14 protein-coding genes are annotated in these 18,189 nt (G+C 72.0%); all 14 read left to right on the plus strand.

Going from position 1 to position 18,189, the window contains the following annotated elements; translation table 11 throughout:
- Window positions 1-1,173, plus strand: a 1,173-nt coding sequence (locus MEICH_RS0107145) for an alpha-amylase family protein (RefSeq protein ID WP_027892043.1), incomplete at its 5' end; no start/stop codon positions are given.
- On the plus strand, window positions 1,170-4,058 hold the full coding sequence (locus tag MEICH_RS0107150) for an alpha-mannosidase (RefSeq protein WP_084542216.1): 2,889 nt from the start codon (window positions 1,170-1,172) through the stop codon (window positions 4,056-4,058). The genes MEICH_RS0107145 and MEICH_RS0107150, both read left to right, overlap by 4 nt.
- Entirely contained in the window at window positions 4,055-4,726 is a 672-nt protein-coding gene (locus MEICH_RS0107155) for an aspartate/glutamate racemase family protein (protein WP_027892045.1), read from the plus strand. Before MEICH_RS0107150 ends, MEICH_RS0107155 begins: the two co-directional genes overlap by 4 nt.
- Complete coding sequence (locus MEICH_RS0107160) at window positions 4,723-5,646, plus strand: class II fructose-bisphosphate aldolase (protein ID WP_027892046.1); 924 nt, start codon at window positions 4,723-4,725, stop codon at window positions 5,644-5,646. The genes MEICH_RS0107155 and MEICH_RS0107160 overlap by 4 nt, the downstream gene beginning before the upstream one ends.
- Window positions 5,647-8,151 carry a glycoside hydrolase family 2 protein gene (locus MEICH_RS0107165; protein WP_027892047.1) on the plus strand — a complete coding sequence of 835 codons (2,505 nt, stop codon included), beginning with the start codon at window positions 5,647-5,649 and terminating at the stop codon, window positions 8,149-8,151.
- Window positions 8,151-8,774: a DUF624 domain-containing protein gene (locus MEICH_RS0107170; RefSeq protein ID WP_027892048.1), complete on the plus strand. Its 624-nt coding sequence runs from the start codon at window positions 8,151-8,153 to the stop codon at window positions 8,772-8,774. The genes MEICH_RS0107165 and MEICH_RS0107170 overlap by 1 nt, the downstream gene beginning before the upstream one ends.
- Window positions 8,771-9,670, plus strand: coding sequence for an ROK family protein (locus tag MEICH_RS0107175; RefSeq protein ID WP_027892049.1), 900 nt, complete (start codon window positions 8,771-8,773; stop codon window positions 9,668-9,670). The genes MEICH_RS0107170 and MEICH_RS0107175 overlap by 4 nt, the downstream gene beginning before the upstream one ends.
- 10 nt (window positions 9,671-9,680) lie before the next feature.
- Window positions 9,681-10,493: a sugar phosphate isomerase/epimerase family protein gene (locus tag MEICH_RS0107180; protein WP_027892050.1), complete on the plus strand. Its 813-nt coding sequence runs from the start codon at window positions 9,681-9,683 to the stop codon at window positions 10,491-10,493.
- Window positions 10,490-11,572 (plus strand): Gfo/Idh/MocA family protein, encoded by a 1,083-nt coding sequence (locus MEICH_RS0107185; RefSeq protein WP_036218441.1) that lies wholly within the window; start codon window positions 10,490-10,492, stop codon window positions 11,570-11,572. Before MEICH_RS0107180 ends, MEICH_RS0107185 begins: the two co-directional genes overlap by 4 nt.
- A gap of 12 nt (window positions 11,573-11,584) precedes the next feature.
- Window positions 11,585-12,187, plus strand: coding sequence for a D-sedoheptulose-7-phosphate isomerase (locus MEICH_RS24060; RefSeq protein WP_036218442.1), 603 nt, complete (start codon window positions 11,585-11,587; stop codon window positions 12,185-12,187).
- Between the two features lie 81 nt (window positions 12,188-12,268).
- Window positions 12,269-13,717 (plus strand): sulfatase family protein, encoded by a 1,449-nt coding sequence (locus MEICH_RS0107195; RefSeq protein WP_027892052.1) that lies wholly within the window; start codon window positions 12,269-12,271, stop codon window positions 13,715-13,717.
- Window positions 13,718-15,493 (plus strand): MBL fold metallo-hydrolase, encoded by a 1,776-nt coding sequence (locus MEICH_RS24065; protein ID WP_036218443.1) that lies wholly within the window; start codon window positions 13,718-13,720, stop codon window positions 15,491-15,493. It begins immediately after the preceding gene.
- The gene (locus MEICH_RS24070) at window positions 15,486-16,817 is read left to right on the plus strand and encodes a protein O-GlcNAcase (RefSeq protein ID WP_084542217.1); all 1,332 of its coding nucleotides are present in this window, start codon (window positions 15,486-15,488) and stop codon (window positions 16,815-16,817) included. The genes MEICH_RS24065 and MEICH_RS24070 overlap by 8 nt, the downstream gene beginning before the upstream one ends.
- Window positions 16,808-18,112, plus strand: a complete 1,305-nt coding sequence (locus tag MEICH_RS0107210) for an amylo-alpha-1,6-glucosidase (protein WP_157202653.1) — start codon at window positions 16,808-16,810, stop codon at window positions 18,110-18,112. Before MEICH_RS24070 ends, MEICH_RS0107210 begins: the two co-directional genes overlap by 10 nt.
- Window positions 18,113-18,189 lie beyond the last annotated feature (77 nt).

An 18,189-nucleotide genomic window follows, 5' to 3' on the forward strand; every position in this document is an offset into this window, starting at 1 on the left:
GGGGCCGCCGCGCCCCAGGCTTCCGAAACCCCCGCGCCCGAGGGCCGCTGGCTCGGCGCCGGGCTCGAGGCCGCCCCCGCCCAGCGCAACTTCACCGCCTTCCACTACGACGCCGGCGAGGGCGCTTTCTCCTTCCGGCTGGCCTACGAGGGCTACACCGAGGTGCGGGGCGCTTTCGAGACCCCGGCCCTGCTGCTGGCCTTCACCCCCGACCCCTACGCGGGCCTCGCCGAGTACGTGGGGCGCCTGGGCCTGCCCGCCCCCGCCCACCCCAAAGCCGGCTGGTGGCTCGAGCCCATCCAGTGCGGCTGGGGGGCGCAGTGCAGCCTCGCCAACCGCCAGGGGGGGCGCGCCCCCGACCTCTGCACCCAGGCCAACTACGACGGCTTCCTGCGGGCGCTCGAGGCCGAGGGCCTGCGCCCTGGCACCCTGGTCATCGACGACAAGTGGTCGGCCAGCTACGGCACCTGTGCGGTGGACCGTGCCAAGTGGCCCGACCTCGAGGGCTGGATCGCCGCCCGGCAGGCGCAGGGGCAGCGGGTGCTGCTGTGGTGGAAGGCCTGGGACCCCGAGGGCCTGGACCCCGAGGAGTGCGTGCGGGACGGCCTGGGCCAGCCCGTCGCCGCCGACCCCTCCAACCCCCGCTACGAGGCCACCCTGCGGCAGGCCGTGCGGCGGATGCTGCTGGAGTACGGCGCCGACGGCTTCAAGGTGGACTTCTCCGCCCGCACCCCCAGCGGCCCCGGCCTGCGCCGCCACGGCCCTGAGTGGGGGGTGGGGCTGCTGCACAAGCTGCTGTGGATCCTCTACGACGAGGCCAAGCGCTGCAAGCCCGACGCGCTGGTGATGACCCACACCCCCAACCCCTACTTCTCGGACGTGACCGACATGATCCGGCTCAACGACGTCAACACCGGCGCCGACGTGCTGGCGCAGATGGTCCACCGGGCGAAGGTGGCCCGCGCGGCCTGCCCCCACCTGCTCATCGACACCGACAACTGGCCGATGCCGAGCCTGGGGGCCTGGCGGGAGTACACCCGCCTCCAGCCCGAGCTGGGCATCCCCAGCCTCTACTTCGCCACCCACGTCGATAGCGGTGAAGCCCTCACCCCCGAGGACTACGCGCTGGTGCGCGCGGCCTGGGCCCGGCACCGGAAAGGAACGAAGGCATGAGCGAGCAGGCCCCCTCGGCACCAGCACTCCAGAAGCGGCAACGGGTGGTGCACCTCTACCACCACACCCACTGGGACCGGGAGTGGTGGAGCACCTTCCAGCGCTTCCGCTTCCGGCTGGTGCACACCATCGACAGGCTGCTCGAGGTGCTGCAGGCCGACCCCGGCTTCGGCCCCTTCGTGCTCGACGGGCAGACCATCGTGCTGAAGGACTACCTCGAGGCCCGCCCCGAGCGGCGCGAGGAGCTGGTGGGCTTTATCCGGGCCGGGCGCATCCACGTGGGGCCCTGGCACGTCCTCCCCGACGAGTTTTTGGTCTCCGCCGAGGCCCACGTGCGCAACCTGCTGCTGGGCGAGCGGGTGGCGCGGGAGCTGGGCGTGGAGCTGAGCCGGGTGGGCTACCTGCCCGACCAGTTCGGCCACGTCGGCCAGATGCCCCAGATTCTGCGGGGCTTCGGCATCGAAAGCGCGGTGGTGTGGCGCGGCTTCGGCGCGCCGCCGCTGGGCGGGGAGGAGGGCGACGCCGAGGCGGGGGTCAACTTCTACGACTTCCCCCGTGCCCGCAACAAGGCGGTCTTCCCCGAGCGCATGCAGAGTGAGTTCTGGTGGGAGGCCCCCGACGGCAGCCGGGTGCTGGGCATCTACCTGCCGCTGGAGTACTACCGCAGCCACTACAAGGTCTTCCCCTCCGACCCCGAGCGCACCCACGACCAGACCGTGGGCCGGGCCCGCCGCACGGTGAATTACCTCGAGCGCTACGCCGCCACCGACTTCATCTTGGAGCCCATGGGCGGCGACCACCTGCCCGTCGATGAGCGCCTGCCGGGGCTCTTGGAGGCCATCAACGCCCAGGTGGAGGGCTTCGAGTACCGGATGTCCTCGCTCGAGGCCTTCGTCGCCGACGTGAAGACCCAACTGGGGCGCGTCGGCGTGGTGTGGCGGGGGGAGGGGCGGGCTTTCGGGCGCAAGGCCCACCTGCTGCCCGGCGTCTTCAGCGCCCGGATGCACCTCAAGCAGAAGAACCGCGACGCGCAGGCGGCGCTCGAGCGCTACGCCGAGCCGCTGCAGGCCCTGAACTGGCTGCTGGGCGGGTGCTACGAGCACAACTACTTGTGGCTGGGCTGGGAAAAGCTGATCCAGAACCACCCCCACGACTCCATCTGCGGCTGCTCGACCGACCAGGTGCACCGCGAGATGATCCCCCGCTTCGACGAGGCCCAGCAGATCGCCGACCTGCTGGCCTACAGCGCCCAGGAGGAGATCGCCGCGCGGGTGGACTACGGCCCCCTCCCCGAGCGGGCCCAGCCCTTCACCGTCTTCAACCCCCTCTCCTGGACCCGCACCGACGCGGTGCGGCTGCTGCTGAACGCCCATTTGCGCGTCGAGCCCCAGACCTGGGCGCTCAAGGACGCCCAGGGGAACGAGCTCCCCTTCCAGGCACGCACCGTGGTGCACCCCCTCGAGAAGGCCGAGGCCTTCGGCTGGCTGGGCGTGCCGAGCCAGCCCCCCCACCGCACCGACGAGTTCACCGAGGTGAGCTTCGTGGCCCGCGAGGTGCCGGGGCTGGGCTACAGGGCCTACCGCCTCGAGCCCCGCGCCGAGCCCGTCTCGCACTTCCGCCTGCGGCCCTACACCCTCTCGGAGACCGTCGCCCGCGACAAGGGCAACTGGGAGACCACCGACTTGGCGATGGGGATCGGGCGCATGGAGAACGCCTACCTCGAGGTGACGGTGAGCCCCAAGGACGGCTCGCTGACGCTGCGGGACAAGGAGACCGGCCATGTCTACGAGGGCCTGGGCGTCTTCGAGGACGGCGGCGACGCGGGCGACACCTACAACTACTCCTTCCCCATCGGCGACCAGGTGCTCTCCACGCGCGACGTGCCCCCCCGCCTGAGCTGGGTCGAGCTCGGCAGCAGCCGCTCGACGCTGCGGGTGACGTGGCCCTGGAGCCTGCCCGCCGGCCTGAGCGAGGACCGCAACTCGAGGAGCCCCGACTACGTGCCCTTCGAGCTGCACTCCGACGTCACCCTCCACGCCGGGGTGAAGCGGGTGGACGTCCGCACCCACTTCACCAACACCGCCAGGGACCACCGCCTGCGGGCGCTATTCCCGCTGGGCAGGGCGGTGAAGGTCTCGAGCGCCGAGGGCCACTTCCACGTGGTCGAGCGGCCCGTGGGCCTGCCCGAGGGCGAGCGCGGCAGCGGCGAGCCCGCCGTGCACGAGCACCCCCAGCAGACCTTCGTCAGCGTCTCGGACGGCACCCGCGGCCTCACCGTCGCTAACCGGGGCCTGCCCGAGTTCAGCGTGAGCGAGCGCGGGGAGGTCGCCCTCACGCTGCTGCGGGCGGTGGGCTGGCTCTCGCGCGAGGACTTCCTGAGCCGGGTGGGCGGGGCCGGGCCCACCGCCGCCACCCCCGAGGCCCAGATGCTGGGGCCGGTGGTGGCCGAGTACAGCCTGATCCCCCACGCCGGGACCTGGGCCGAGGCCCGGAGCTACCGCGCCGCCCACGACTTCAACGCCCCGCTCTCGGCGGTCCCGGCGATCAGCCAGGTCGTCCCGCTGCGCAACCGGCACCTACCCCTGACGAACGAGCTGCCCCCGGCGGGCCAGTTCGTCGCGCTCGAGGGCGACCTGCTGCTCTCGGCGCTGAAGAAGGCCGAGCGATCCGAGCACCTGATCCTGCGCTTCGTCAACCTGAGCGCCCGGCCCGCCGAGGCCCGGCTGCACTTCCACCTCCCCATGCTGCGGGCCTTCCGCGCCAACCTGCGCGAGGAGCTGGGCGAGGAATTGCGGCTCGAGGAGGGCACCCTGCGGCTGGAGGCCGGGCCCTGGGAGGTCTTGACGCTGGCGCTCGAGCCCGAGCGCGCGAGGGGGGAGCGATGAAGAAGACCCTGGCCCTGCTGCACACCACCCCGGTCACGGTGGCCTCGATGAAGGAACTCGCCGCCCGGCTGGCCCCCGAGGTGCGCGTCGTCAACATCCTCGACGACAGCCTCCTGGCCGACGCCATCGCCGCCGGGGGGGTCACGGAGGCGGTGCGGGGGCGGCTGGAGAGCTACGTCGAGCAGGCGGTGAAGGCCGGGGCCGACGCGGTGATGTGCTGCTGCTCCTCGGTGGGCGAGGTCATCGACGCGGCCCGCGCCCGCACGCCCGTGCCGCTGCTGCGCATCGACCGCCCCATGGCCCGGGAGGCCGTGCGGCTGGGGCACAGGGTCGGGGTGATGGCCACGGTCAGGACCACCCTCGAGCCCACCGCCCGCCTGGTCGAGGCCGAGGCGAGGGCCGCGGGCAAGGCCGTGGAGCTGAGGACCGTGCTGGTGGAGGGCGCTTTCGAGGCCCTGCAGCGCGGCGACGGGGCCGAGCACGACCGGCGGGTGGTGGCGGCGCTCGAGCGCCTGCTGCAGGAGGTGGACGTGGTGGTGCTGGCCCAGGCCAGCATGGCCCGCCTGCTGGCCCACCTGACCCAGCCGCCCAGGGTGCCGGTGCTCTCCAGCCCCGCCTCGGGCCTGGGCGCCGCGCTCGAGGCGCTGGGGCAGGAGGTGGGGGGGTGAAGCTGCCCGGTGCCCTCACTCTGGCCGAGCTGCTCCCGGTGGCTCAGGCGGGGGGCTTCGCGGTGGCCGCCTTCTCCGCGCGCTACCTGGCTTGCGTGCGCCCGGTGGTGGAGGCCGCCCTACAGACCGACTCCCCCTTGATCGTCGAGATCAGCCAGCGCGAGCTGGGCTGGTTCGCCGTCACGCCCCGCGCGTTCCGCGACGCGCTCGAGCGGGCCCTCTACGAGACCGGTGCTGATGTGCCCTTCGCGCTGCACCTCGACCACACCTGGGAGCTTCCGGTGATCGAGGCGGCGGTCGAGGCCGGCTTCTCCAGCGTGATGATCGACGCCTCGGCCCTGCCCTTCGAGGAGAACGTGGCCCTCACGCGGCGGGTGGTGGAGTACGCCCACCGCCACGGGGTGAGCGTGGAGGCCGAGCTGGGCAGGCTCACCACCACCGACAAGCTCGAGTCGGAGAACGACGAGGCGATGTACACGGTGCCGGAGGAGGCGCGGGAGTTCGTGCGCCGCACCGGCTGCGACGCGCTGGCGGTCTCGGTGGGCACCGCCCACGGGGTCTACCCGGTCAAGAACCCCCGCATCGACTTCGAGCGCCTGGCCGCCATCCGCGCCCTGCTGCCCGACACCCCCATCGTGCTGCACGGGGGCTCGGGGCTGCCGGAGGAGACGGTGCACCGCGCCATCCGGCTGCCGGGCGGGGGCATCTCCAAGATGAACGTCGCCACCGACCTCGAGAACGCCCTGCTGGGGGCGATGGGCGGCCTCAAGCGCATGACCAGCGCCGAGCTCGACGCCCTGCCCGAGGAGCTGCGGGTGCTTGGGCTCGAGGCCGTCAGGCGAGAAGCCAGGGACAAGATCGAGCGCTTCGTGCTCTCGGCGGGCAGGGCCAGCGCTTACCGGCCGGGGGTGGAGGGCTAAGTGCGCCACTCGCTCGCGGGCGACGACTGGCAGGTGGCGGAGTCGGTCAGCGAGGGCTGGCGCTTCCGCCGCCTGCACCTGGGCGCCGAGGAAGGGGTGGGGGCCTTCGCCCGCACCCGCTGGATACCCGCCCAGGTGCCCGGCTGTGTCCAGTGGGACCTGCTGCGGGCCGGGCTGATCCCTGACCCCTACTTCGGGGAGAACAGCAAGCTCGCCGAGTGGGTGCCCCAGCGGCAGTGGGTCTACCGCAAGCGGGTGCGCGTGCCCCCGGGGCTGCAGGGCAGGCCGCTGTGGCTGGCCTTCGGCGGGGCGGACTACGCTGCCGAGGTCTACTGGGACGGCGAGCGGCTGGGGAGGGTGGAAGGGCTATACTCCCTGTCCCGCTTCCGCCTCGAGAGCCCCGGCCCCGAGCACCTGCTGGTGGTGGCGCTCGAGGAGGCCCCGCCGGAGCCGGCCCAGCTCGGGCGCACCAGCGCGACCCGCACCCTCAAGCCCCGGATGGGCTACGGGTGGGACTTCGGCACCCGGCTCGTCCAGGTGGGGCTGTGGCGGGAGGTGTGGCTCGAGCCCGCCCTCCCCGGCGAGGTCCGTGCGGTCTACACGCACACCGAGCTGGCCCAGGGCAACACCCTGGCCCGCCTGCGCTTCGCGGCGCGGCTCGAGGGGGCGACGGGGGCCGACCTCCGCGTGACCCTCTCCGACCCCCAGGGCAGGACGGTGGCCGAACGCCGGCTGGACCCGCACGAGCAGCGGGAGGGGGTCCTCGAGGTCCCCGACCCCCGGCTGTGGTGGCCCCACGGCTGGGGCGAGCAGCCCCTCTACACCCTGCGCGTGGAGTGGGGCGAGTCGGCGTGGCAGCGCCGCGTGGGCCTGCGCGAGGTCGCCCTGACCCCCAACGCCGGGCGCACCGACGCCCTGCCCTACACCTTCACCGTCAACGGGCAGCCGGTTTTCGCCCGGGGCTTCAACTGGGTCACCCCCGACCTGATGTACGGGCGCCCCGGCCTCTGCGAGCGCTACCGCCACCTGCTGGGCCTGGCCCGCGGCGCGGGGGCCAACCTGATCCGGGTCAACGGGGTGAACCCGCCCGAGCGCGAGCTGTTCTACGACCTCTGCGACGAGCTGGGCCTGCTGGTGTGGCAGGAGTTCACCCTCAGCTCCTCGGGCACCGACAACCTGCCCCCCACCGACGCGGCGTTTTTGCGGCGGCTCGAGGCCGAGCTCCCTGCCCTCATCGAGCAGAAGCGCCACCACGCCTGCCTGGCGGCGTGGGGCGGGGGCAACGAGCTCTCGGGCGAGGGCAAGCGCCCCCTCGACGCCACCCACCCCACCCTGGCCCGCATCCGCGCCCTGGTGGCCGAGCACGACCCCCACCGCCCCTTCCTGCCCACCTCGCCCAGCGGCCCCGAGTACGACCTCTCCCCGCAGGCGGCCCTCGAGCGCCCCCACGACCTGCACGACGTGCATGGCCCCTGGCACTACCGGGGCCTGCGCGACACCTACGCCCCCTTCCACCGCTCCACCGCCCTCTTCCACAGCGAGTTCGGCTGCCAGGGCGCGGCCTACCCCGCCACCCTGCGCCGCTTCGCCTGCGAACACCACACCTTCCCGCCCGACGACACCAACCCCCTCTTCGTGCACCACGGCGCCTGGTGGCTGATGCGCCACCGGGTGGAGGAGGTGTTCGGGCCGGTGGCCGATTACGCGAGCTACTGGCGGCTCTCCCAGGCCCTGCAGGCCGAGGTGATCCGCTACGCCGTCCACGCCAACCGCCGCCGGTACCCGGTGTGCAGCGGCGCGTTGGTCTGGCAACTGGGCGAGCCCTGGCCAAGCGCCCACAACACCGCGCTGGTGGACCACTATGGCCACCCCAAGCTGGCCTACTTCGCGGCCAGGAGCGCCTTCGCCCCGGCCTTCGCCGGGCTGTGGTACGCCACCCCCCACCAGCCCGAGCGCCTCGAGTTCACCCCCGAGGTGCTCTGCGACCGGCCCTTCGCGGGGCGGCTCGAGCTGGGGGTCTACGACCTGGAGGGCAGCCTGCTCGAGCGGCTGGAGTTCCCCGTATCCGCCGAGCGCCACCAGGCGCTGGGGCCCTACCGCCGCCCCTGGGCCACCCCCGCCGCCTTGGTGCGGGTGAGCCTGTCCGATGAGCGGGGAGAGCAGGTCTCGCGCAACGAGTACCTCTTCACCCGAAGCACCCTCGAGCCCCTGCGCTCCCTCCCCGCGACGCGGCTCGAGGTCGAGCTTGAGGGCGATGGGCTGGCTGTGCGCAACGCGGGGGCGGTCCCGGCCTACTGGGTCGCCCTCGAGGCCCTCACCCCCGGTCACTACCTCACGCCCGGCGACGGCGGCTTCCACCTGCTCCCCGGCGAGCGGAGGTGGCTGGGCCTGGAGGCGTGCCGCCGCGCCTCCCCCGACCCCGACACCCTGAACGCGCCCGTGGAGCCCCTGCGCCTGGGCCTGGGGGCGCTCAACGCGCCCGAGCACCGGCTGGAGGTGGGCTAGTGGAGTTCCTGCGCTCGCTGGTGCAGGGGGCCGTCCTCACCTGGCGGCACCTGCCGGAGGTGGTCGCCGTCAACCTGCTGTGGCTGGCCTTTAGCTGGACGCTGGTGGGCTTCGGCCCGGCCACCCTGGCGGCCTACCACTGGCTGGCCCGCCACGCCCGCGACGCCAAGGAGCTGCGGCTGAAGGAGTTCTTCCCCCTGCTGCTGCGGCACCTGTGGGCGGGAGTGGGGTGGGCGCTGGCGCTGCTGCTGCTGCTGGCGCTGGCCTACGCCAACCTGGCCTTCTGGCCGCGGGTGCTCCCGCCCTTCGCCCTGGCGGTGGTGCAGGTGTTCTGGTGGTACGTGCTGGCGCTGTGGCTGGCCCTTCAGCCCTACGTGCTCGAGAGCCTCACCCTCGAGCCCGGCCCCCTGCCCTCTCGGCTGTTCGTGGCGCTGGCCCGCTTTTTCCGCGAGCCCCTGACGGCGCACGCGCGGGTGCTGGTCCCGGTGACGGTGCTGTGGGTGGGGTTACAGTTCAAAACCCTGATCCCGCTGGTGCTGGTGGGGGTGATCCTGCTGTTCATGACGGTGAGCGTGAAACCGATGTACGTCCCGCCACAACCCAGGGAGGAGGAGGTTGCATGATCGCAGCCAGTATCGATTTCGGGGGGACCAAGCTGATGCTGGGCTTCGTGGATCAGGCGGGGCAGATCCTCGGCCAGCAGACCTTTCCCACCCCCAAGGAGCGCGGCCCCGAGGGCGTGGCCGACTTCGCGCTCGAGAAGCTGCACGCGCTGGGGCGTTCGCGGGGGATCGAGCTCGAGCGCTGCGTGGGGGTGGGCTCCACGGTGCCCGCCCTCGCCAACACCAAGGCCGGGATGCTGCTCTACGCCCCGGCCCACGGCTGGTGGGACGTGCCCTTCGCGCGGATGCTCGAGGAGCGCTTCCATCTGCCCGCCCGCATCGCCAACGACGTCAACGCCTGCGCCTTAGCCGAGCTGCGCTTCGGGCTGGGGCGGCAGTTGCGCAATTTCTTGTGGGTGACGGTCTCGACCGGGGTGGGCAGCGCGCTGATCCTGGAGGGCCAGCTCTACGAGGGCTCGGGGGCGCTGGCCGGGGAGATCGGGCACTTCGTGCTCGAGCCCGAGGGTTATGAGTGCGGCTGCGGGATGCGCGGCTGCGTGGAGGCCATCGCCGCGGGCCCGGCCATCGCCCGGCGGGCGCGGGAGATGGGCGTGCAGGCCGCCGACGCCCGGGAAGTGGCCCGCCTCGCGGCCCAGGGCGACCCCAAGGCTAAGGCGGCCATCCGCGCCAGCGAGGACTACCTGGCCCAGGCCTTCAGCTACGCGGTCAACCTGCTCGACCTCGACGCGGTGGTGCTGGGTGGGGGGGTGAGCCAGAGCCTCGACCTGGCCTACGTCGAGCGGGCCATGCTCGCCAAGGTCATCATGCGCGAACGCCGCAAGGTGCGCGTTCTGCCCACCACCCTGGGGTACTCGGCAGCCCTGGTGGGGGCCGCTTCGCTGGTGCTGCCGGGGTGAGGAGAGCGCCTTGAACAATCCCGTCGTTTTCAACACCGCCAACTTCGCCTACCGCCAGGCCGGCTACCCCGGCGTCAACGACTGGGGGCTGGCCTGCCGCACCACCCGGCTGCACCTGACGCCGGTGGAAACCTACGAGGAGCGCTTCGACGCCATCGTGGCCGAGGTGCAGGCCATGGGCTTCGACACCCTCGACCTCTGGACCGAGCACCTGGCCCTGCGCTGGCTCACGCCCGAGCATATCGAACTCGCCGCGCGGGTGTTGGGGCGGCGCGGGATGAAGGTGGTCTCGATGGCCGGGGGCTTCGGGGCCACGGTAGAGGAGTTCGACCTCTCCTGCCGCATCGCCCGGCGGCTGGGCGCACGCATCCTGGGCGGGGGCCTCGACCTGCTCAAGACCGACCGCGCGGCGGTGGTGGAGAAGCTCGAGCAATACGACCTGGTCTACGGCTTCGAGAACCACCCCGAGAAGACCCCGGAGGAGGTGCTGGAGAAGGTCGGGGACGCGGAGGGAGGCCGCATCGGCGTGTGCATCGACACCGGCTGGTTCGGCACCCAGGGCTACGACGCCGCCGAGGCCATCCGCCGCCTGGGGGGGCGGTTGGTCAACGTCCACCTCAAGGACGTGCTGCGCGAGGGCACCCACGAGACCTGCCGCTACGGGCGGGGGGTGGTGAGCATCCGCCGCTGCCTGCAGGCCCTGAAGGAGGTGGGCTATAGCGGCCCCATCGACGTCGAGCACGAGCCCGAGGGCTTCGACCCCGAGGCCGACCTCAAAGCCAGCCACGCCCTGCTGCGGCAGTGGATGAAGGAGATCGCATGAAACCGCTCAACGTCGCCATCGTGGGTTGTGGGGTCATCGCCGGGCCCTACAGCAAGGACATCCTGACCCACCCCGAGCTCAAGCTGGTGGGCTTTTACGACCTGGACCCGGCTCGAGCCGAGAAGCACGTCGCCGAATACGGTGGGCGGGTCTTCGGCTCGTACGAGGAGGTGCTGGCCGCGCCGGACGTGGACGTGGTGGTGAACCTGACCATCCACCACGCCCACTACGCGGTGGTGAAGCAGGCCCTCGAGGCGGGCAAGCACGTCTACAGCGAGAAGCCGCTGGCCATGAGCTACCGCGAGGCCGCCGCCTTGGTGCAACTGGCGCAGGAAAGGGGCTTGCGGCTGGCCTGCGCCCCCATCGTCTTCCTGGGCGAGGCCCAGCAGACCGCCATGCGCTGGGTGCGCGAGGGCAAGCTGGGGACGGTGCGGATGGTCTATGCCGAGGTCAACCACGGGCGCATCGAGGTCTGGCACCCCGCCCCCCAGCCCTTCTACGAGGTGGGGCCGCTGTTCGACGTGGGGGTGTACCCCCTGACCATCCTCACGGCCCTCTTCGGCCCGGCCCGGCGGGTCAGCGCCTACGGCACCACCCTCAAACCCGACCGCCTGACCAAGCGCGGGGTGCCCTTCCGGGTCGAGGGCCCTGACTATCTGGTGCTGCACCTGGAGTTCGAGGGCGGCCCGGTGGTGCGGCTCACCGCCAACTTCTACGTCTCCCACCGCACGGTGCAGGGCGAGGGCGTCGAGTTCCACGGCGACGCGGGCTCGCTGCACCTGGTGCGCTGGTTCGAGCGCGACGCCCGCCTCGAGTACGCCGACTTCGAGAAGCCCTACGAGCCGGTGCCGCTCGACAAGACCCCCGAGCGCGGCTTCGACTGGTCGGCCGGCCTGCTCGACATGGCCGAGGCCATCGCCCAGGATCGTCCCCAGCGGGTCACCGGGGCCCAGGCCGCCCACGTGGTGGAGATCCAGGAGGCGGCCTACCGCTCCATCGAGACGGGCCGCCCGGTCGAGCTGACCTCGAGCTTCGCCGTGCCCGCCCCCATGCCCTACGTGGCCGCTGAGCAGGCCTGAGGGGACCGTGCCGTGACCGGGCCGGGCATCCGCGAGTACCTCCAGGCCGTGCAGGGCGCCCTCGAGCAGGTGGACGCGGGGGCGCTCGAGCGGGCCGCCGACGAGCTGTACCGGGCCTGGGAGGGGGGCCGCCAGGTCTTCGTCTTCGGCAACGGGGCCTCGGCGGCGCTGGCGAGCCACATGGCCGCCGACCTGGGCAAGCTGACCGCGCCCGACCTGGGGCAGGGGCCGTGCGTGAGCGGGGCCCGGCGGCTGCGGGTGATCAGCCTGAGCGACAACGTTCCCTGGCTGAGCGCCCTGGGCAACGACGTGGCCTACGCCGACGTGTTCCTCGAGCAGCTCAAGAACTACCTCCAGCCCGCCGACGTGGTCATCGGCATCAGCGGCTCGGGGGGCTCGAAGAACGTGCTGCGGGCGCTCGAGTACGCCTGCCGCGCCCGCGCCCGGGTGATCGGGCTCACCGGGATGCAGCCCCAGTCCGAGGCGATGAAGCCCTTCTGCGCGGTGCTGGTGCAGGCCCCGCTCGAGATGATCGAGCAGATCGAGGACCTGCACGTGATTTTCCACCACGTCATCGCCCGGCGGCTGTACGCGCGGGTCAGGGAGGCCCGGTGACGTGGCCCTACGCCGTACGCCGTACGCGAAAAGACAAGGGTGTAGGGCGTAGGACGTACGGCGCAACGACGGGGAACTGACATGCGCTACCTCTACATCGACGTGGACTCCCTGCGGGCCGCCCAACTGGGCTGCTACGGCTACCCACGCCCCACCTCGCCCACCCTGGACCGGCTGGCCGCCGAGGGGGTGCGCTTCGAGCACTGCTACGTCTCCGACGCGCCGTGCCTGCCCTCGAGGAGCGCTTTGGCGCTGGGCCGATTCGGGCTGAGGAGCGGGGTGGTCAACCACGGCGGGCTGGTGTCCGAGCCCTTCCCGCTGGGCCCACGGCGGGGGTTCTCGGGGGCACCCGGCTTCGAGACGCTGTTCCAGGCCTTCCGGCGGGCCGAGTACTACCCGGCCTCGATCACCCCCTTCCCCAACCGCCACGTGGCCCCCTGGTTCACCCTGGGCCTGCGCGAGTGGCACAACACCGGCAAGGGTGGCTTCGAGCTGGCCCACGAGGTGAACGCGGTGGCCGAGCCCTGGCTCGAGGCCCACGCCCGGCAGGACCGCTGGTTTTTGCACGTCAACTACTGGGACGCCCACACCCCCTACCGCCTCTCCGACGAACTGCCCAACCCCTTCGACGGCTTCCCGGAGCCGGAGTGGCCCACCCCGGAGGTGCTCGAGGCCCACTGGAACAGCTACGGCCCCAACAGCGCCCAGGACTCGCCCGGCGTGTGGGCCAAGCAGGTGCCCCGCGCGGGCGTGCCCCACCAGATCCGCACCCGCGCCGACCTCCGGGCCTGGATCGCGGCCTACGACATGGGCATCCGCTACGTGGACGACCACGTCGCCCGCCTGCTGGCGGTCCTGGAGCGCCAGGGCGTGCTGGGGGAGACCGTGGTCGTCATCAGCGCCGACCACGGCGAGAACCAGGGCGAGCACAACGTCTACGGCGACCACCAGACCGCCTGCTCGCACACCTCGAGAGTGCCCTTCATCGTGCGGGGCCCGGGCTTCGAGGGCGGGCGGGTCAACCGGGGCCTGCACTACCAGTTTGACCTGATGGCGACGCTGCTGAAGCACGCCGGGGGCGAGGTCCCGGCGGGCTGGGACGCCCGGCCCCTCGCCAGCCCCGACGACCCCGGACGCCCGGCCCTGGTGGTCTCGCAGATGGCCTGGACCTGCCAGCGCAGCGTGCGCTGGGGGAAGCACCTCATGACCCGCACCTACCACGACGGCTACAAGGAACTGCCCGAGCTCGCGCTCTACGACCTCGAGGCCGACCCCCACGAGGAGCACGACCTGGCCGGGAGCGAGCCCGCGCTCGTGGCGGAGGGCTTGCGCATCCTCGATGAGTGGAAACACGCCCTGCTGCAGGACACCCAGGCCCCCGAGCCCTACGACCCCATGTACGTGGTGCTGCGCGAGGGCGGCCCCTGGCAGGTGCGCGGGCGGCTGCGCTGGTTCGTGGAGCACCTGCGCCGGACCGGGCGGGCCCACCACGCCGCGGCGCTCGAGCGGCGCCACCGGAGGGAGCTCTAGATGCAGCCGATTCTTCCCGGCCTCTACCGCCACACCGACGCCTCGCACGTCTACGTGCTGGTGCGCGACGGGCGGGCCCTGCTGATCGAGGCGGGAGACGGCTCGGTGTTCGAGCGGCTGGGCGAGGCCGGGGCAGAGCGGGTGGATGCGCTGCTCCTCACCCACCACCACCGCGACAGCGCGGGCGGGGCGCAGGAGGCCGTGCGGCGGGGCGTCCCGGTCTACGCCCCCGAGGGCGAGCTCGAGTGGCTGCGCGACGCCGAGGGCTACTGGCAGCGGCGGCAACTGCTCAACAACTACGACCCGCGCGAGCACCACCGTACCCTGCTGGAGAACCTCGAGGCCCACCCCCTGCGCGACTACGGCACCTTCCGCTGGGGCGAGACCGAACTCCGCGTCCTGCCCACGCCGGGCCACACCCTGGGCTCGGTGACGCTGGGGCTCGAGTGGGCCGGGCAAAAGCTGGTCTTCAGCGGTGACCTGATCGCGGGAGCGGGGCAGGTGTGGTCCCTGGCCGCGACCCAGTGGACCTACAACGGCGGGGAGGGCTTGGCAGGCACGATCCTTTCGCTGCTCGACCTGCAAGAGCGCGGCTTCGGGCTGCTGCTGCCCACCCACGGCGAGCCGCTGGGCCCGGAGGCCATCCCGCCCACCGTCGAGCGGCTGTGGGAGCTCATCCGGCTGCGCCGCCACAACCCCCGGCTCCTGCAACTGCGCGAGCAGCCGTTCGAGGCCATCACCCCGCACCTGTTGGCCAGCCGCACAAGCACGGCGAATTATTACGTGCTGCGCTCCGAAAGCGGCAAGGCGCTGCTCTTCGACTTCGGCTACGACTTCATGTTCGGGGCTCCGGGCAGCACCGAGCGGGCGGCGCGGCGGCCCTGGCTCTACACCCTGCCCGCGCTGAAGAAGCAACACGGCGTCGGGCAAATCGAGGCCGTGATCCCCACCCACTACCACGACGACCACGTGGCGGGCATCAACCTGCTGCGCGAACAATACGGCACCGAGGTCTGGTGCGCCGAAAACTTCGCCGACCTCCTCGAGCGCCCCCACGCCTACGACCTGCCCTGCCTGTGGTTCGAGCCGATCCCGGTGGACCGCCGCCTGCCGCTGGAGACGCCGCTGGAGTGGGAGGAGCACCGCCTCACCCTCCACGCCCTGCCGGGCCACACCCGCTATGCGGTGGCGATGCTGCTCGAGGCCGGCGGCAAGCGCGTGCTCGTCGGCGGCGACCAGTACAGCGACGGCGACGGGCTGGGCCTCAACTACGTCTACCCCAACGAGTTCCGCCCTTCCGACTATGCCCGTAGCGCCGAACTCTACGCCCGGCTGCGGCCCGATCTCATCCTCACAGGCCACTGGGAGCCTTTCTCCCCCGGCGCGGGCTACTTCGAGGCACTGCGGGAGCGCGGGGAAGCCCTTCAGCGCCTGCACGCCGAGCTGGTGCCGCTCGAGGCCCGCGCCTGGGCCAAGGCCCACCCCTACCACCTGGGCCTGACCACCGGGAGCGAGCTGAGCGTGCGCGTGTTCAACCCCCACCCCACCCCCCAAACGGCCCACCTCTATCTGCACCTTCCGCCCGGCCTGGAGGCCGACCGCCTCGAGGACGTGCTCGAGCTACCCCCCGGCGGCGAGGCCGCGCTGGCCTTCCGGCTGACCGCCCGCGCCGCGGGGCTGCGCCGGGCGCGGGTGGGCATCGGGCTGCGGCTGGGCGGGCGCGACTACGGAACGATTAGTGAGGCCCTGGTTTCGACGGAGGAGAAGGATGTTTGAGATTCGCGGAGTGCTCGAGGGCTTTTACGGGCGGCCCTGGTCGTGGGCCGAGCGGCGCGCGATGGTGGACTTCGCCGCCCGGCACGGCTACAACCGCTACTTCTACGCCCCCAAGAACGACCCCATCCACCGCAACCGCTGGCGCGAGCCCTACCTGCCCACCGAGATGCGCTGGTTCGGGGAACTGGCCCGGCGGTGCGAGGCGGGCGGCCTGAGGCTGGTGTTCGGGCTCTCCCCGCTGGAGTACCACTACACCAGCGAGGCCCACTGGCGCTCGCTGCTCGACAAGGTGCGCGCGGCGCAGGCGGTGGGCGTGCGCGACTTCTTCCTGCTGATGGACGACATGCCCGACCGCTTCCGCTACCCCGAGGACGGCGAGCGCTTCGGCTCGCTGGGGGAGGCCCAGGCCTGGCTGTGCGGGCGGCTGCGGCAGGAGGTGGCGGGCGAGCTGTACTTCTGCCCCACCGAGTACCACGGCGCCGGCGACTCGCCCTACCTGCGCACGCTGGGCGAGCGCCTGGACGGGGGCATCGAGGTCTTCTGGACCGGGCGCGAGGTGTGCTCGAGCGTCCTCCGCACGCCCGACGCGCACGCCGTGTCCGCCGTGCTGCGCCGCCCGGTGGTCTACTGGGACAACTACCCGGTCAACGACGTGGACATGCGCTACGACCCCCACATCCGGCCCTACCGGGGCCGCGACGCCGACCTGGACAGCGCCTGCAAGGGCATCGCCCTCAACGCCGCGCTCCAGCCCGAGGCCAGCAAGATCGCCCTGCACACGGCGGCCCAGTACCTCGCCGACCCCCAGGGCTACGACCCCGAGGCCGCCTGGGACCGGGCGCTGCTCGAGCTCACCGGCGACCCCGCCGACGCCGAGGCCGTGCGCACCCTGGCCGACTTAGCCCGCAAGAACCCCCTCGAGCCCGGCCAGCACCTCGACAACGCCCTGCGGGGGCGGCTCGAGGGCTTCTTCGCCGCGCCGGTCACGCCCGAGCGGGTGGGGGAGATGCGGCGGCTTTTCGAGGGGTTGGCCCGCAGCGCCGAGCGCCTGGAGAAGCTGCGCAACCGGGCCCTCGCCGCCGACCTGGCCCCCTGGACGCAGAAGCTCGCCGGCTGGGCCGAGGTCGGGCTGCGGGGGCTGGACGTCCTCGAGGCCCCTTCCGAAGCAAAGGTGGAGGGGTTGCTGGGGGCCATCTTCCGGGTGCGCGAGAACTTCCACTGGGTGGGGGGCGACCTCTTCGACGTCTTCGCCCGTGAGTGCGTGCGGGCTGTGTCCAGGCCGTCGCTTTCCCAGGCGGGCGGGGGGTGGACGGAATGGAAATGACGCTGCAGGAAACCGCCCGGCAGAAGGCCCAGGAGATCCTTTTCCGCAACGGCAGCCCCATCGGGCTGCTGGGCTCCTCGCAGGCCTATAAGCAGGTCTGGGCCCGCGACAGCATGATCTGCGGCCTGGGCCTGATGCTCACCGGCGAGGAGGGCCAGGCCATCCACCGCGCCAGCCTGCGCACCCTCCAGGCCTACCAGAGCCCCCTGGGCAACATCCCCCACAACGTGGGCTTCACCGGCATCCCCGACCCCGCGCTCATCGCCCACGGCGGGGCCTTGAGGGTGGGCGACGACGCGCCGAAGGTGGTCGTAGACACCGCCCACGCCGGCTGCATCGACAACAGCCTGTGGTTCATCCTGGGCAACTACTACACCTTCATGACCGACGGCGACCTGGGGCGCCTGCGCTCGGCGTGGCCCGCCGTCCTCCGGGCGCACACCTGGCTGCGCTACCAGGACTCCAACGAGTGCGGGCTCCTGGAGGTCCACGAGGCCATGGACTGGGCCGACCTCTTCGCCAACCGCTACAACAGCCTGTGGCCCAACGTGCTGTGGTTCGCGGCGCACAAGGCGCTGGGCGCGATGGCCGAGGCGCTAGGGGAGAGCGCGGGGCCCTACCTCGAGGCCGCCGAGGACATCCGCTTCAAGGTCAACACCCTGCTGTGGGTGGGGCCGGAGGTGAGCAAGGACCTGGAGTGGGTGGAGAACCACCGCAAGGAGTGGCTCTACCCCATCCGCCTCACCACCACCCATCTGCAGGAGCGCCCCTACTTCCTGCCCTACATGGCCTTCCGCGACTATTGCGACCGCTTCGACACCTTCGGCAACCTCGCCGCCGTCCTCTTCGGGCTGGCGAGCGAGGCCCAGGCCGATAAGATCTTCGACTTCATCCGCACGCGCGGCGTGGACCAGCCGCACCCCATCAAGGCCATCCACCCGCCGGTGATGCCCGGCGACCCCGACTGGCGCGAGTACTACCGGCTCAGGAACCTCAACCTGCCGCACCAGTACCACAACGGCGGGGCCTGGCCCTTCATCGGGGGGTTCTACGTGGCGGCGCTGGTCAAGGCAGGGCGGCTTGGGGAGGCAGGGCGGCAGCTCGAGCGGCTCACGGAGATGAACCGGATGAGCCGCAGCGGGGGGGAGTGGGACTTCAACGAGTGGTTCCACGGGGAGTCGGGGCAGCCGTCGGGCTTCGCGGGGCAGAGCTGGTCGGCGGGGATGTACGTCTACGCCTACGAGAGCGTGCGGCGCGGGGAGTGCCCGGTGTTCAACGCGGGGTTCGGATGGTGAGCGAGTTTATTGCCCCTGCGGGTGGGGAGGGGTCTGCTCGCGGTGTTTTACATCGGCGACCTTCGGGGCGCCCTCAG

Source organism: Calidithermus chliarophilus DSM 9957 (genome assembly GCF_000430045.1).
GTDB lineage: Bacteria > Deinococcota > Deinococci > Deinococcales > Thermaceae > Calidithermus > Calidithermus chliarophilus.